Source organism: Isoptericola sp. NPDC056605, from assembly GCF_042792795.1.
GTDB lineage: Bacteria > Actinomycetota > Actinomycetes > Actinomycetales > Cellulomonadaceae > Isoptericola.
In genome coordinates, this window is sequence record NZ_JBHTVT010000001.1 from 39,106 (window position 1) to 53,866 (window position 14,761).

Below are 14,761 nucleotides of genomic sequence, written 5' to 3' on the forward strand. Positions count from 1 at the left end.
CGGGCGCCTACAGGTGGTCGAGCCACTGCAGCACGGCGCCCTCGCGCAGCGCCCACGGGCAGATCTCGACCTCGTCGACGCCGAGCGCGCGCATGGTCTCCTCTGCCACGACCGCGCCGCCGACGATCTGGTACGTGCGCTCGGGCGTCACGCCCGGCAGCGCGGTGCGTCCCTCGGCGGTGAGGCGAGCCAGGCGCGGCACCCAGTCCGCGAGCTGGACGAGGCGCATCCGCCACCGGTCGTCCGGGCCGACGGCCTCCACCTGCATGCCGGCCAGCCGCGCGAGCGAGCGGAACGTCTTCGACGTCGCGACCACGTGGTCGGGCGCCGGCACGGTGGCGAGCCGGTCGACGACGGGCGCCAGCAGCGCGCGGGCGTGCACACGCAGTGCCTGCACCTGCTCGGGCGGGGGCGGGTCGTCGGGCAGGTACTCGCGCGTGGTCCGTCCGGCGCCGAGCGGCACGGACGCGGCGAGGTCCGGCTCCTCGTCGACGCCGGACGCGATCTCCAGCGAGCCGCCGCCGACGTCGAGCACCAGCAGCCGCCCGGCCGCCCACCCGTGCCAGCGGCGGGCGGCGAGGAACGTGAGCCGGGCCTCGTCCTCGCCGGAGAGCACCACCACCTCGCGGCCCACCCGCCCGGCGATCTCGGCGAGCACCGCGGCACCGTTGGCCGCGTCCCGGAGTGCGGAGGTCGCCATCGGCAGCAGCTCGTCGACCGCCGACTCGCGCGCGAGCTCCATGACGTCGTCGACGGCCGCCAGCATCGCTCGCCGCCCCTCGTCGGACAGCGCGCCGTCGGCGTCGAGATAGCGCATCAGGCGCACGGTGATCTTGCGCTCCGCGTGCGGCACGGGCCGCACGCCGTACCGGGCGTCCAGCACGAGCAGGTGCACCGTGTTGGAGCCGATGTCGATCACGCCGAGGCGGGGCGCCGGGGCCGGGGCTGCGCTGCTCATGGCAGCCGAGCGTAGCGGCGCGGTCGGACACCGGGACCCGCGCACGACGACGCCCGGTCCCGCGGGGCGGGGCCGGGCGTCGTGAGCCGGTCAGCGGTGGGCGGTCAGGAGAGGGCCTTCGCCTTGAGGCGCTCGTACTCCTCGGGCGTGATCGTGCCCTCGTCGAGCAGCTTCTTCGCCGAGGAGATGTGCTCGGCCGGGGAGCCCGCCACCTCCCGGATGTACGCGTCGGTGCCGGCCTTGGCCTCCTTCACCGCCGCGAGCTGACGCTCCGACATCCCCCGGCCGCGGGCGATGAGGTAGATCAGCGCGGTGATCATCGGCACGAAGATCAGGAAGACGACCCACACCGCCTTCCACCAGCCCGACAGGTCCCGGTCGCGGAACAGGTCGGTGAGGATCTGGAAGAGGACGATCAGGTAGGCCACGAACAGGAAGATCCAGACGAGGTACCAGAAGAAGTCCCAGAAGGTGTCCATGTTCAGCGCGTCCTTTCGAAGGCGGTTCCCACACCGTCGACGGCCGACAGGGGCGGCCAGGTGCCCGCTTTCGGCACGCTAGTGCTGACATGCCGGACGCGCGCGCTGAAACAGGGTGATCTGGGCCCCCACCCGGCGAACCGGGCTCTGTGGGAGGTTCGCGACAGTGCTGCGTCGGAACGGGACCGTCAGCGGCGACCGGTGCGCTCGGCGCCCTCGACGAGCTCCTCGGCGCCCGCCACGACGGCGGCCTCCTCGGCCCGCGCCCGGGCCAGCGCCTCCGCGCGCACGGCCACGATCTCGCCGTGCAGGGCGGCGTGCACCCGCCTGCGGACGTCGCGCGCGATGGCGTCGACGTCGGCCTCGTCGGGGGTCCCGCCGCGTGCCGCGAGCTCGGTCGTGAGGCGGTCGACCGCCGCGTCGACCTCGCGCCGGACCTCGACCTCCGCCGCGTCGAACAGGGCCACGACGGCGGCGTCCGCCGCGCGGCCCAGGCGGGTCTCCTCGAAGCCCGCGGCCGCGTCGTCCACGATCCGGCGGGCCCGGTCGACGACGTCCGCGGCGGTGGCCGGGGCGTGCGCCTTGAGCGTGCCGAGGTCGTACAGCAGCACGCCCTCGACGTCCGCGACGCGCGGGTCCACGTCGCGGTGCAGCGCCAGGTCGAGCACCACCAGGGGGCGCGGCTCCGGCTCGTCGCCCGCGGCGGCCGCGGCCCGCTCCCGCGAGCGCACCACGGCGGCCGCGTCGAGCACGTACTCCAGGGACGCCTCGGCCTGCCCGTCCGCGACGCTGCCCGAGGGCCGGCGGCCGCGCGCGCCCGAGCACGAGACCACGAGGTCGGCGTCGGCGAGCGCCTCGACCAGGTCCGGCGCCGCCACGACGTCGTGGCCCGCCGCGAAGGCCTCGGCGCGGCCGGAGCGCGAGTACACCCGCACGTCGTCGCAGCCGCGGGCGCGCAGGGCCGCCACCGACGCCCCCGCGTACGAGCCCGTGCCGATGAGCACCGTCCGCACGCCCCGCCACGACCCGTCCTGGTCGGCACGGCCGCCCGGGACGTCCCGGCCGGCGGAGCCCGGGACGACGTCCCGCCCGGCGAGGTCGAGGCCGAGCGACACGACGGACCGCCCTGCGGCGCCGAGCTCCGTCCGCGTGCCGACGCGCTTCGAGGTGCGCGACGCCGTCTGGAACAGCAGCTCGAGGGTCTTGGACGTGGTGCCGTCCGTCCGGGCCTCGGAGAGGGCGCGCTTCACCTGCCCGGCGATCTCCCGCTCCCCCACGACCATCGAGTCCAGCCCCGCGGCCACGGTGAACAGGTGCGAGGTGACCTCCGGCCCGGTCCGGACCGTGAAGGAGTCCGCCGCGACCTCCTCGGACACCCCGGAGCCGGCGGCGACGAGCGCCGCGACGTGCCGCGTGGTGTGCCGCACGGCGTCGCCCTGCAGCGGCGCGTCGACGTCCAGGTAGAGCTCGAAACGGTTGCACGTGGAGATCACCACGGCGCCCTGCACGGGCCCGCACGACCCCACGGCGACGCGCCCGACGGAGCCGGACCCGGTGGACAGCCGCTCGAGCGCGTCCAGGTCCAGCTCGCGGTGCGAGGCGGTGAGGGAGAGGAGTACCACAGTGGCTCCACTTTAAGAGGGCCGAACAAGCGGGGCAGAATCATGAACCGTGACATCCCCCACGATCGCCCCCGAGCCCAGCCGCGAGACCCACCCGCTGCCCGCCGGCCACCCGCTGGTCGACGGCCGGACGACGCGCTCCCCGCTGGTGCGTGCCCTGCGGGGCGAGCGTCCGGACGTGACCCCCGTGTGGTTCATGCGGCAGGCGGGCCGCTCCCTGCCCGAGTACCGCGAGGTCCGTCAGGGGGTAGGGATGCTCGACTCCTGCCTCCGGCCACCGCTCGCCGCGGAAATCACCCTCCAGCCCGTGCGCCGCCACCACGTGGACGCCGCCGTCTTCTTCAGCGACATCGTCGTGCCGCTGCGGCTCGCGGGCGTGGACGTGGACATCAAGCCCGGGGTGGGGCCCGTGATGGACCAGCCGTACCGCACGGCCGAGGACGTCGCCCGGCTCACGTCGCGCACGCTCGACGACGGCGCGCTCGCCCCCATCGCGGAGGCCGTGCGCCTCACCGTGGCCGAGCTGGGGGACGTGCCGCTGCTCGGGTTCGGCGGCGCGCCGTTCACGCTCGCCGCCTACCTGGTCGAGGGCCGGCCGTCGCGCGACCACCTCGCCGCTCGCACCCTCATGCACGCCGACCCGGAGACGTGGGCCCGCCTCACCGCCTGGACCGCCGAGCTCACCGGCCGGTTCCTGCGCACGCAGGTGCTCGCCGGCGCCTCGGCCGTGCAGCTCTTCGACTCCTGGGCGGGCTCCCTGTCCCTGGCCGACTACACCGCGCACGTGGCGCCGTCGTCGACCGCCGCGCTGGCGCACGTCGCCGACCTGCGTCTCCCCGGCGACGACGGCGGCCTCCCGGCCATCCACTTCGGCACCGGCACCGGGCACCTGCTGCCGGCGCTGCGCGACGTGCTCGACGCCGCCGGCGTCACGCACCCCGCGGTCGGCGTGGACTACCGCACCCCGCTGGACGAGGCCGCCGCCCTGCTCGCCGACCACCCGCGCGGCGCCGTCCCCGTGCAGGGCAACATCGACCCCGCGCTGCTGGGCGCCCCGTGGCCGGTGCTCGAGGCGCACGTGCGCGACGTCGTCGCGCGCGGCGCCGGGGCCCCCGGGCACGTGGTCAACCTCGGCCACGGCGTGCCGCCGGACACCGACCCCACCGTGCTCACGCGCGTCGTCGAGCTGGTGCACGCGCTGTGACGCCCCTCCCGCCGCTCGGCGCCCCCGACGACGTGCCCTCCGGCCGGCCCGCCCGGCCGCCCGAGCACGTCGACGCGGTGGTGGTCGGCGGCGGGATCGGAGGGCTCGTCGCGGCCCGCACCCTCGTCCACCGCGGCCTGCAGGTGGTGCTGCTCGAGGCGTCCGACCGCGTGGGCGGGCCCGTGCGCGGCGGCGCGTTCGGCTCGCTGCCCGTGCGCCTCGACCTCGGCGCCGAGTCGTTCGCGGCGCGCGGCACCGCCGTCACGGACCTGGCCGAGGAGCTCGGGCTGGACGTCGTGAGCCCGGCCCCGCTGTCCGCGTGGGGGTACGCCGCGGGCCACGCCTTCCCGCTGCCGAAGGCCGGCGTGCTCGGCATCCCCTCCGTGCCGTGGGCGCCCGACGTCCGCCGCGCGATCGGCTGGCCCGGCGTCGCACGAGCGGCCTTGGACCGCGTGCTGCCGCGGTTCGTCGCCGACACCACCGACCTCGGGACGCTGGTGCGGTCCCGGCTCGGACGGCGCGTGGCCGACCGGCTCGTCGCGCCCGTCGCCACCGGGGTGCACTCGGCGCCGCTCGACCGCCTCGACGTGGCCGCCGTCGCACCCGGGCTGCTCGACGCGTTCGCGCGCACCGCGTCGCTGTCGCGCGCCGTCGGGGAGCTGCGGGCGGCCGCGCCCGCCGGGTCCGCCGTGCGCGGCATCGACGGCGGCATCCACGCGATCGTCGAGGCCCTCACCGGTGAGATCGCCGCGAGCGCCGAGGAGTTCGCCGACTCCCCGCGCACCGACGCGACCGGCCCGATCCACGCGGCCGTGCGCGTGGGGCAGCAGGTCGACGGCGTGGAGCGGGTCGGCGCGGACTGGCAGGTCACCACGACCGTCGGCGACACCGTGCGCGCGCCGCGGCTGGTCGTGACGACGCCGCAGGTCGCACCGCTGCTGGCCCCGTGGGTGACGGCTCCGGGCGCGGTCGGGCCGGGGTCCGTGCCCGCGCCGACGCCGGAGGCCGGCGCCGACATCTGGCTCGCGACGCTCCTGCTCGACGCGCCCGAGCTCGACGACGCCCCGCGCGGCTCCGGGCTCCTCGTCGCACCCGACGGCGCCGGGGCGGACGAGGTGCGCGCCAAGGCGCTGACGCACGCGACCGCGAAGTGGCCGTGGCTGGCCGACCGCGTGCGCGCCGTGGCCGGGCCGGGGGTGCACGTCGTGCGGCTGTCGTACGGCCGGATCGGCACCGCGACCGAGCCGCCGTCGGCCGACGAGGCCGCCCGCGACGCGTCCGCGCTGCTCGGCGTCGACCTCACCGACCGGGTCCGCGACCACCTGCTGCAGCGCTGGGCCGGCTCCCTCCCCCCGCCCACCCCCGACTACCGCGCGCAGGTCGGCGCCTTCACCGCCGCCGTCGGGCACACGCCGGGGCTGGCCGTGACCGGCGGCTGGGTGGCCGGTACCGGCCTCGCGGCGATCGTCGCGCACGCGCAGGCCGCCGTCGCCGCCCTCTGACCCGCGACCTGTCAGGACGGGCGCGGGGTGTCCCGGGCGCTGGTCCTGACAGGTCGCCCGCACCTCGAGCCGTCAGGGTGAGCGCGCGGTGTGCCCGGCGCACATCCTGACAACTCCGGGGCCGGTGGTGACGCATCGTCATGACCCGGCGTCAGGACGACGGGAGAAGCGTGTGAGATCGGCCTCCGGGCCGCCCGGGAGTTGTCCAGAGGCCGTGCCGCTGCGCGACACTGGACCGGTGAGCACCCCCGAGACCGCCCCCGCCCCGCTGCGCCTCGGCACCCGCGGCAGCGCCCTCGCGACGACGCAGTCCGGCCTGGTCGCGCGCCGGCTGGAGGAGCTGCTGGGCCGGCCGGTCGAGCTGGTGCGCATCCGCACGGAGGGCGACGTGAAGACGGGCTCGCTCGCCTCGCTGGGCGGCACGGGCGTGTTCGTCACCGCGCTGCGGGAGGCGCTGCTCGACGGGCGCTGCGACGTGGCCGTGCACTCGCTCAAGGACCTGCCGACGGCGCAGCCCGCCGAGCTCACGATCGTCACCCCGGAGCGGGAGGACCCGCGCGACGCGCTGTGCGCCCGCGACGGCCTCACGCTCGACACCCTGCCCCGAGGCGCCCGCGTCGGCACCGGCTCCCCGCGCCGGGCGGCGCAGGTGCAGGCCGCGCGGCCCGACGTCGAGCTGGTGGACATCCGCGGCAACGTCGAGACCCGCCTGGCCCGCGCGCTCGGCCCGGACGCCGACCTCGACGCCGTCGTGCTCGCGCTCGCCGGTCTGTCCCGGCTGGGCCGCACCGAGGTGGTCTCGCAGGCGCTCGACCCGGTCGTCGTGGCCCCCGCCCCCGGGCAGGGCGCCCTCGCCGTCGAGGCCCGCACCGCCGACCTGGCGCCCGGCACCCCCCTGGCCGACGCGTTCGCCGCCCTCGACCACCGTCCGACCCGGCTCGCGGTGCTGGCCGAGCGCGCGGTGCTCGCGCGGCTCGAGGCCGGGTGCGCGGCGCCGGTCGGCGCGCACGCCCGCGTCGAGGCGGGCGAGCTGCAGCTCACCGCCGTCGTCGCGCGCGTCGACGGGACCGAACAGCTCACGCACAGCGCGTCGGCGGCCCTCGCCGCGGACGCCGGCCCCCGCGACCGGGCCACGCAGGACGACGCCGCGACCGCCCTGGGCGTCCGCGTGGCCGAGTCGCTGCTCGCCGACGGCGCGGCCCGCCTCGCGCCGCTGGTGGGCGGCACGGGCGAGCCCCGCACCGGGGAGGACGACGACGTCGCGCCGCGCGCCGACGTCGAGCCCCTGCACACCCCCACCGGCACCGACGACCCGGAGGGCGCGTGACCGCCGAGGAAGCCACCCCCGCCACCTCGCCCCCGGCGAGGTCCGTCCTCGTGGCGCGCGCGCCGGAGCGCGGCGCCGGCCTCGTGGCACGGCTGCGCGACCTGGGGCTGGAGGTCGTCGCGGCCCCCGTGATCGAGCGCGCGCCGGCGGACGACCTCGCCCCGCTCGACGACGCCGTCCGCGGCCTGGCCCGGGGCGCCTACGTCTGGGCGGTCGTGACCAGCGTCAACGCCGTCGACGCGCTCGCCGACGCCGCCGCCCGGACCGGCACGAGCCTCGCCGGGACGCCCGCCCGCTGGGCCGCCGTCGGGCCCGCGACGACCCGTGCCCTCGCCGCGCTCGGCGTCACGACCGACCTCGTGCCCGAGGACGACGCCACCGCCGCCGGCCTGGTCGCGGCGTTCCCCGACCCGGCCGTCACGGACCCGGAGACACCGGCCGTGCTGCTGCCGCTCGGCGACCTCGCCCGCCCGACCCTCGACGACGGGCTCGCCGACCGCGGCTGGGCGCCGCACGTCGTGACGGCGTACCGCACCGTGCGCCACGCGCTGCCCGCGGACCTCGCGGAGCGCGCCCGCGCCGGCGGCTTCGACGTCGTCGTCGTCTCGTCCGGCTCCGTGGCGCGCGAGATCGCCGCGCAGGCGGGCACCGGCACGCCCGTCGTCGCCATCGGCACGCCCTCGGCCGACGCCGCCCGCGACGCCGGGCTGCACGTCGCCGCGGTCGCGGCGCACCCCACCGACGAGGCGCTCGCCGCCGCCGTCGAGCGGGCGCTGTCAGGGCTCGCCCCGTCAGACCCGGCACTGTCAGATTCACGGCCCACGGGAGCGAACCGTGCGCCCGACACCTCAGCGAAGGAGCACCCGTGAGCACCTCGGGCACCGGCATCGTGTACCGACCGCGCCGCCTGCGCACCACCCCCCGGATGCGGCGCCTGGCCGCCGAGACCCGCCTGCACGCGGCGGACCTCGTGCTGCCGCTGTTCGTCAAGGAGGGCCTGGCCGAGCCCGCGCCGATCACGTCGATGCCCGGCCAGGTGCAGCACACCGAGGCCACGCTGCGCGACGCCGTCGCCGACGCGGCCCGCGCGGGCCTGGGCGGCGTCATGCTGTTCGGCATCCCCGCCGAGCGCGACGCGACGGGCACCGCCGGCGACGACCCCGACGGGATCCTCCAGCGCGGCATCCGCGTCGCGCGCGAGGCCGTCGCCGCCGTCGAGGCGGAGGCTCCAGCGGGCCCGTCCGGGCGCCCGGGCCCCGTCGTCATGGCGGACACGTGCCTGGACGAGTTCACCGACCACGGCCACTGCGGCGTGCTCGCCGCCGACGGCTCCGTGGACAACGACGCGACCCTCGACCGGTACGCGGCGATGGCCGTCGCCCAGGCGCGGGCGGGCGCGGAGGTCGTGGCGCCCTCCGGGATGATGGACGGCCAGGTCGCCGTCATCCGGGACGCGCTCGACGACGCGGGCTTCGACCAGGTGAGCATCCTCGCCTACAGCGCCAAGTACGCGAGCGCGTTCTACGGCCCGTTCCGCGAGGCCGTCGACAGCTCCCTCCAGGGCGACCGCCGCACGTACCAGATGGACGCCGCCAACGCCCGCGAGGGCCTGCGCGAGGCGGACCTCGACCTCGCCGAGGGCGCGGACATGGTCATGGTGAAGCCGGCCGGGACCTCGCTCGACGTGCTGCGCTCCGTCGCGGACCGGTCCGACGTGCCGGTCGCGGCGTACCAGGTCTCGGGCGAGTACGCGATGATCGAGGCGGCCGCCGCGAACGGCTGGATCGACCGGAAGGCCGCCGTGCTCGAGTCCGTGACCGCCATCAAGCGCGCCGGCGCCGACGTCGTCCTCACCTACTGGGCCAACAAGATCGCGGAGTGGATCAAGTGACCGCCAGCACGCACACCACCGACAACCACGCCGCGTTCCTGCGCGCCCAGGCCGCCATCCCCGGGGGCGTGAACTCCCCCGTCCGGGCGTACGGCTCGGTGGGCGGCGACCCGCGGTTCCTCGCGAGCGCGCGCGGCCCGTACGTCACGGACGTCGCGGGGCGCGAGTACGTGGACCTCGTCTGCTCGTGGGGGCCGGCGCTGCTGGGCCACGCGCACCCCGAGGTCGTCGCGGCCGTGCAGGACGCCGCCGCACGCGGCCTGTCGTTCGGCGCGCCCACGGTGGCCGAGGTGGAGCTCGCGGAGGAGATCCGCCGCCGGGTGCCCGTCGCGGAGCGCGTGCGGCTCGTCTCCACCGGCACCGAGGCGACGATGACGGCCGTCCGCCTGGCGCGCGGCGTCACCGGTCGCCCGCTCGTCGTGAAGTTCGCCGGCTGCTACCACGGCCACGTCGACGCGCTGCTGGCGGAGGCCGGGTCGGGCGTCGCGACGCTCGCCATGCCGGGCACCGCCGGGGTCACCGAGGCGTCGGCGGCCGAGACCCTCGTGCTGCCGTACAACGACCTCGCCGCCGTCGAGGCCGCGTTCGCGCAGCACGGCTCGCGCATCGCCGCCGTCATCACCGAGGCGAGCCCCGCCAACATGGGCGTGGTGCCCCCGGCCGAGGGGTTCAACGAGGGGCTGCGCCGCGTCACGCGCGCGCACGGCGCCCTGTTCGTCATGGACGAGGTGCTCACCGGCTTCCGCGTCGGCCCGTCCGGCTGGTGGGGGCTGGAGAACGCCCGGATCCGTCGCGAGGGCGGCGAGGGGTACACCCCCGACCTGATCACCTTCGGCAAGGTCGTGGGCGGCGGTATGCCCGTGGCGGGGCTGGGCGGCCCGGCGTCGATCATGGACCAGCTCGCCCCCACCGGACCCGTCTACCAGGCGGGCACGCTCTCCGGGAACCCGGTGGCCGTCGCCGCCGGCCTCACGACGCTGCGCCTGGCCGACGACGGCGTCTACGCGCGGGTCGACGCCGTCGCGGACACGATCGCCACCGCGCTCGGCGACGCCCTGTCCGCCGAGGGCGTGGAGCACCGGGTGCAGCGCGCCGGCTCCCTCTTCTCGACGTTCTTCGGGCCGTTCGCCGCCGCCGAGGGCGTCCGCGACTACGCGCAGGCCCAGGCGCAGGAGGCGTACCGCTACCGCGCGCTGTTCCACGCCCTGCTCGACGCGGGCGTCAACCTGCCGCCGTCGGTCTTCGAGGCGTGGTTCGTCTCCGCCGCGCACGACGACGCCGCCGTGAACCGCATCCTCGACGCCCTGCCGGCCGGCGCCCGCGCCGCCGCGGCGGCGACCGCCTGACCGACGGTGGACACGACTCCGGCGCCCCGGTCGACCGCGACCGGGCGGACCGTGCTGCTGGTGATCGATCTGCAGGTCGGGGTGCTCGACGGGTGCCTCGACGCCGACGGCGTCGTGCGCCGCACGGCCGCGCTGGTGGACCGCGCACGCCGTGAGGGCACCCCGGTGGTGTGGGTGCAGGACCACGGCGACCTGCCCGAGGGCACCCCGGGCTGGCAGCTCGCCGCGCCCCTCGAGCGAGCCCCCGGCGAGCCCCTGGTGCGCAAGGCGTACCGCGACGCGTTCGCGGGCACGGATCTCGACGTCGTGCTGCACGACCTCGCCGCGACGCGCCTCGTCGTCGCCGGGGCGCAGTCCGACTACTGCATCCGGACCACCACGCAGGCTGCCGCCGCCCGCGGTCTCGACGTCACCCTGGTGAGCGACGCCCACACGACGACCGACGCCGTGTGGGAGGGCGTCGCCGTCCCCGCCGAGCACATCGTCGCCCACACGACCCTGTACTTCTCCGGGCTGCGGTACCCGGGCCGCTCGCACGGCGTCGCCCCGCACGACCAGGTCGCGCTGCACGGCTGACCGCGTTGGAGCCCGTCAGGGGGCGAGCGCCTTGTCCACCGTGCGCATCAGCTGCTGCACGACGTCGTGGCGCGACTCGTGGCCCTCGCGCAGCGTCTCCCAGGCCAGGTAGAGCTGCGCCCAGATCGTGCCGATCACCCACGCCGGGCTGAGCTCGGGGTCGAGGCTGCCGTCGGCGCGCCCGCGCTCGACCAGCGCGACCATCGGGTCGTCGTCCGCGCACCCGTCGGCGGGGCCGTCGGGCACCACCTCCGTGAACAGCAGCGTGAGGTGGTCGCCGAGCAGCAGGTACTCGGGGCAGAGCCGGCGCAGCGCCTCGCGGGCGGTGCCCTGGTCGAGCCGGGCGCGGTCGTGGGCCTCCTCCAGCCGCGCCGCGGTCTCGGCGCCGACGGCCTCGAGCAGGTCGGAGCGCTCGGGGAAGTAGCGGTGCAGCGTGGTGCGGCCGACCCCTGCGGCGTCGGCGACCTGCCCGAGGGCCACCCCGGGGTCGCGCGCGAGCTGGGTCACCGCGGCCTCGACGATCGCTCGGCGCGTGCGCGCGCGGGCGCCCGTCTCGACGTCCTGCACCTCCGTCATGCGGCGAACGCTACACCCGTGGAATGGAATAGTGCTTGACCGGATTGGAACACTCGTGTTCCACTTTGGAATCCGGCCGACCGCAGCAAACCGCCGCCAGTACCGTCAACCAGGGTTGACGAGACCGAGGAGCGTCAACGATGGTTGACAGCATGACCGCCACCGCACCGCCGACCCCCGAGACGTCCGGCCGCGAGCGCCTGCGCATCCTGCTCGGCTTCGTGCGCCCGCACCGCCGCACCCTCGCGCTCGGGCTGGTGCTCGGCCTGCTGGCCACCGCGATGAGCCTCGCCACCCCGATGGTCACCAAGTGGGTGCTCGACACCCTGTCGACCGGCGCGTCGCTGGGCGGGCCGGTCGCCTGGCTGCTCGCGCTCATGGTCGTCGGCTCCGTCGTGGGGCTGTTCCAGTGGATCCTGCTGGGCCGCCTCGCGGAGGACGTCGTCTACGAGGCCCGGTCGTCGATCGTCACGCGCTACCTGCGGGCCAAGGTCGGCGCCATCACGTCCAAGCCGGCCGGCGAGCTCGTCACCCGGGTCACCTCCGACACCCTGCTGCTGCGCGAGGCGACGTCGAACAGCCTGGTCAGCCTCGTCAACGGGTTCATCTCGCTGGTCGGCACGCTCGTGCTCATGGCGGTGCTCGACCTCACGCTGCTCGGCTCCACCGTCGTGGCGATCGTCGTCGTGGCCGTCGCGATGGGCCTGCTCCTGCCCGGCATCGGCAAGGCGCAGCACCGCACGCAGGAGGCGGTGGGCCGCCTGGGCGGCGCCGTCGAGGGCGCGGTGCGCGCCGTGCGCACGGTCAAGGCCAGCGGGGCCGAGGAGCGCCAGGGGACGAAGATCCTCGGCGACGCGCGGGAGGCGCGGAAGCACGCGGTGACGGCGGTCAAGACCGAGGCGGTCGCGTGGACCGTCTCGTGGGGCGGCATCCAGCTCGCCATCATCGTGATCCTCGGGCTGGGCGCCTGGCGCGTCTCGCAGGACCTGCTCGCCGTCTCCAGCCTCGTGGCCTTCCTGCTCTACGCGTTCAACATCGTGGGGCCGATCTCGGAGCTCACCCAGGCGTTCACCACCCTCCAGTCCGGCCTCGCCGCGGCGGAGCGGATCCGGGAGGTCGGGACGATGGAGCTCGAGGAGGACGACGCCGCGCGTCCGGCCGTCGCGCCGCGCGCCGCGGGGGCCGCGCACCACGACGGCGACGACGACCGGGACCGACCGGCCCGGCCGGTCCTCGTGCTCGACGGCGTCACGGCGGGCTACGCCGAGGACACGCCGGTGGTGCACGACGTCACGCTCGAGGTGCCGCGCCGCGGGCACGTGGCGCTCGTCGGCCCCTCCGGGGCGGGCAAGACGACGCTGCTCTCGCTGCTGCTGCGCTTCCTCGAGCCGACCGGCGGCGAGGTGCGGCTCGACGGCGTGCCGTACCGCGACCTGACCCACGCGCAGGTGCGCGCCCGGTTCGCCTACGTGGAGCAGGAGACGCCGGTGGTGCCGGGCACCATCCGGGAGAACCTGCTGTTCAGCCGCCCCGACGCCACCGACGACGAGGTGCGCGCGGTGCTCGAGGCGGTGCGCCTGGCCGCCGACCTCGACGCCCTGCCCGACGGCCTGGACACCTCCCTGGTGTCGTCGGCCGTCTCGGGCGGGCAGCGGCAGCGGATCGCCCTGGCGCGCGCGCTGCTCAAGGAGCCGGACGTGCTGCTGCTCGACGAGGCGACGTCGCAGGTGGACGGCCTCACCGAGGCGGCGATCCACGACGCGATCCGCGCGCACACCCGGCACGGCGCCGTCGTGACCGTCGCGCACCGGCTGTCCACGGTGCTCGACGCCGACCGGATCCTCGTCATGGAGGGCGGCCGCGTGCGCGCGAGCGGCACCCACGAGGAGCTGCACGCCACGGACGAGCTGTACCGCGACCTGGTGGCGGCGCTGCGCATCGCCGTCGACGCCGAGCCCGCCCCCGCCGCCTGACAGCACCCGCGGCGGGGCGCTGACCGGCCGCGATGCCGGGATGTATGCGCAGTCACTATCGTGGGACCGCTCGCACGGCCGTGCGGGCGACGCATGCGGTCAAGGAGTTCCGGTGGCGAAGGCCCCCACGGTGTACGACGTCGCGCAGCGCGCGGGGGTCTCGATCGCGACGGTCTCGCGGGTGCTGCGCCGCCCCGACGACGTGCGCGAGCGCACCCGCACGGTGGTGCACGAGGCGATCCGCGAGCTGGGTTACGTGCCGTCCGGCGCGGCGCGCGGGCTGGCGGCGCGCTCGACGGGCGTGCTGGGCCTGTGCTTCCCCGACGTCGACGGCATCGACGAGGTCGCCGACCTGCCCGACCCGGTGCGGGTGGGCGAGGCGGTCGAGGTGGTGCGCGACGTCGGCGGCCCGGTGACCGCGCGGTGGAGCAACCTGTACCTGGGCGAGGTGATGCGCGGCGCGGAGCTGGAGGCGTGGCGCACCGGCCACGCGGTGATGATCGGCGTGGCGCGCGGGCTGCGCCGCGCACAGGCGGTCAACGAGCTCGCCGGCCGCGTGGACGGCCTGGCGGTGCTGTCGAAGTCGGTGCCCGACGACCTGCTGGCGCACATCGCGCGCCGGGTCCCCGTCGTCGTGATGGCCGGCCCGCCGCAGGACGACGCCTACGACCACATCTCGGTGGACAACCGCGCGGGCACCCGCGCCCTGGTGGACCACCTGATCGCCGACCACGGCCTGCGCGACCTCGCGTTCGTGGGCGGGCCGTTCGACTCCCCCGACGCGCACGAGCGCTTCCAGGGCTTCCGCGACGCGCTCGCCGCGGCGGGGCTCGAGGTGCCCGCCGAGCCGGCCGCCCGCAGCGACTTCACGCGGGCCGGGGCGCGCGACCTCGCCCGCACGATGCTCGCGGCCCACGTGACCGGCCGCGGCACGGGGACCACCGGGCACGCGCTCCCCCGCGCGCTGGTGTGCTCCAACGACCAGACGGCGCTCGGTTTCCTCGACGTGCTCACCGAGGCGGGCGTCGACGTCCCGGGCGACGTCGTCCTCACCGGGTTCGACGGCATCGACGCCACGCAGGCCTCGATCCCCCGGCTCACCACGGTGAGCCAGCCGATGGTCGAGCTCGGGCGCGCGGCGGTGGAGCTGCTCCGCACCCGGCTGGCCGACCCGTCGTCGCCGGCGGCCACGGTGAACCTGCCCGTGCGCGTGCTGCTGCGCGAGAGCTGCGGCTGCTCGTGACCCCTGCCGCCCGGGAGGGCCACGGAGCACGTCCGGGCCACTGGCCACACGGTTTGCCGCTCCG

Annotated in this window: 13 protein-coding genes; 9 read left to right on the plus strand and 4 right to left on the minus strand. The window is 76.5% G+C overall.

Annotated features, from left to right (window positions below; translation table 11 throughout):
- Positions 1–7 precede the first annotated feature (7 nt).
- From ACFQ8Y_RS00170 to ACFQ8Y_RS00180, 3 genes are all read right to left on the minus strand, one after another.
- Positions 8–958, minus strand: a complete 951-nt coding sequence (locus ACFQ8Y_RS00170) for a Ppx/GppA phosphatase family protein (RefSeq protein WP_430552331.1) — start codon at positions 956–958, stop codon at positions 8–10.
- Between the two features lie 104 nt (positions 959–1,062).
- Positions 1,063–1,437: an SHOCT domain-containing protein gene (locus tag ACFQ8Y_RS00175; RefSeq protein ID WP_430552332.1), complete on the minus strand. Its 375-nt coding sequence runs from the start codon at positions 1,435–1,437 to the stop codon at positions 1,063–1,065.
- A gap of 188 nt (positions 1,438–1,625) precedes the next feature.
- Positions 1,626–3,059 (minus strand): glutamyl-tRNA reductase, encoded by a 1,434-nt coding sequence (locus tag ACFQ8Y_RS00180; RefSeq protein WP_430584214.1) that lies wholly within the window; start codon positions 3,057–3,059, stop codon positions 1,626–1,628.
- A gap of 49 nt (positions 3,060–3,108) precedes the next feature.
- Between ACFQ8Y_RS00180 and hemE the strand changes: the two genes are divergently transcribed.
- The 7 genes from hemE to ACFQ8Y_RS00215 all read left to right on the plus strand — a co-directional run bounded on the left by hemE (position 3,109) and on the right by ACFQ8Y_RS00215 (position 10,905).
- Positions 3,109–4,263, plus strand: coding sequence for a uroporphyrinogen decarboxylase (hemE, locus tag ACFQ8Y_RS00185; RefSeq protein ID WP_430552334.1), 1,155 nt, complete (start codon positions 3,109–3,111; stop codon positions 4,261–4,263).
- Positions 4,260–5,765: a protoporphyrinogen/coproporphyrinogen oxidase gene (locus ACFQ8Y_RS00190; protein ID WP_430584215.1), complete on the plus strand. Its 1,506-nt coding sequence runs from the start codon at positions 4,260–4,262 to the stop codon at positions 5,763–5,765. The genes hemE and ACFQ8Y_RS00190 overlap by 4 nt, the downstream gene beginning before the upstream one ends.
- 238 nt (positions 5,766–6,003) lie before the next feature.
- Complete coding sequence (gene hemC / locus ACFQ8Y_RS00195; protein ID WP_430584216.1) at positions 6,004–7,092, plus strand: hydroxymethylbilane synthase; 1,089 nt, start codon at positions 6,004–6,006, stop codon at positions 7,090–7,092.
- On the plus strand, positions 7,089–7,961 hold the full coding sequence (locus tag ACFQ8Y_RS00200) for a uroporphyrinogen-III synthase (RefSeq protein ID WP_430584217.1): 873 nt from the start codon (positions 7,089–7,091) through the stop codon (positions 7,959–7,961). Before hemC ends, ACFQ8Y_RS00200 begins: the two co-directional genes overlap by 4 nt.
- Before the next feature lie 56 nt (positions 7,962–8,017).
- Positions 8,018–8,983, plus strand: coding sequence for a porphobilinogen synthase (gene hemB / locus ACFQ8Y_RS00205; RefSeq protein WP_430584533.1), 966 nt, complete (start codon positions 8,018–8,020; stop codon positions 8,981–8,983).
- Positions 8,971–10,329, plus strand: a complete 1,359-nt coding sequence (gene hemL, locus ACFQ8Y_RS00210; RefSeq protein ID WP_430584218.1) for a glutamate-1-semialdehyde 2,1-aminomutase — start codon at positions 8,971–8,973, stop codon at positions 10,327–10,329. Before hemB ends, hemL begins: the two co-directional genes overlap by 13 nt.
- A gap of 60 nt (positions 10,330–10,389) precedes the next feature.
- Entirely contained in the window at positions 10,390–10,905 is a 516-nt protein-coding gene (locus ACFQ8Y_RS00215; RefSeq protein WP_430584219.1) for an isochorismatase family protein, read from the plus strand.
- Positions 10,906–10,920: 15 nt separating this feature from the next.
- Here ACFQ8Y_RS00215 and ACFQ8Y_RS00220 read toward each other — a convergent pair whose 3' ends face one another.
- Complete coding sequence (locus tag ACFQ8Y_RS00220; protein ID WP_430552340.1) at positions 10,921–11,481, minus strand: TetR/AcrR family transcriptional regulator; 561 nt, start codon at positions 11,479–11,481, stop codon at positions 10,921–10,923.
- Positions 11,482–11,633: 152 nt separating this feature from the next.
- On the opposite strand from ACFQ8Y_RS00220, the gene ACFQ8Y_RS00225 reads away from it, so the two are divergent.
- Entirely contained in the window at positions 11,634–13,454 is a 1,821-nt protein-coding gene (locus ACFQ8Y_RS00225) for an ABC transporter ATP-binding protein (protein ID WP_430584220.1), read from the plus strand.
- A 112-nt stretch (positions 13,455–13,566) separates the two neighbouring features.
- Positions 13,567–14,697 (plus strand): LacI family DNA-binding transcriptional regulator, encoded by a 1,131-nt coding sequence (locus tag ACFQ8Y_RS00230; RefSeq protein WP_430584221.1) that lies wholly within the window; start codon positions 13,567–13,569, stop codon positions 14,695–14,697.
- The last annotated feature ends 64 nt before the right edge of the window (positions 14,698–14,761 follow it).

Excerpts from the sequence above, each read along its gene's own strand:
- ACFQ8Y_RS00170 (WP_430552331.1), bottom strand. The coding sequence starts at position 958 with ATGAGCAGCGCAGCCCCGGCCCCGGCGCCCCGCCTCGGCGTGATCGAC.
- ACFQ8Y_RS00175 (WP_430552332.1), bottom strand. The coding sequence starts at position 1,437 with ATGGACACCTTCTGGGACTTCTTCTGGTACCTCGTCTGGATCTTCCTG.
- hemB (WP_430584533.1), top strand. The coding sequence starts at position 8,018 with ATGCGGCGCCTGGCCGCCGAGACCCGCCTGCACGCGGCGGACCTCGTG.
- ACFQ8Y_RS00220 (WP_430552340.1), bottom strand. The coding sequence starts at position 11,481 with ATGACGGAGGTGCAGGACGTCGAGACGGGCGCCCGCGCGCGCACGCGC.
- ACFQ8Y_RS00225 (WP_430584220.1), top strand. The coding sequence starts at position 11,634 with ATGACCGCCACCGCACCGCCGACCCCCGAGACGTCCGGCCGCGAGCGC.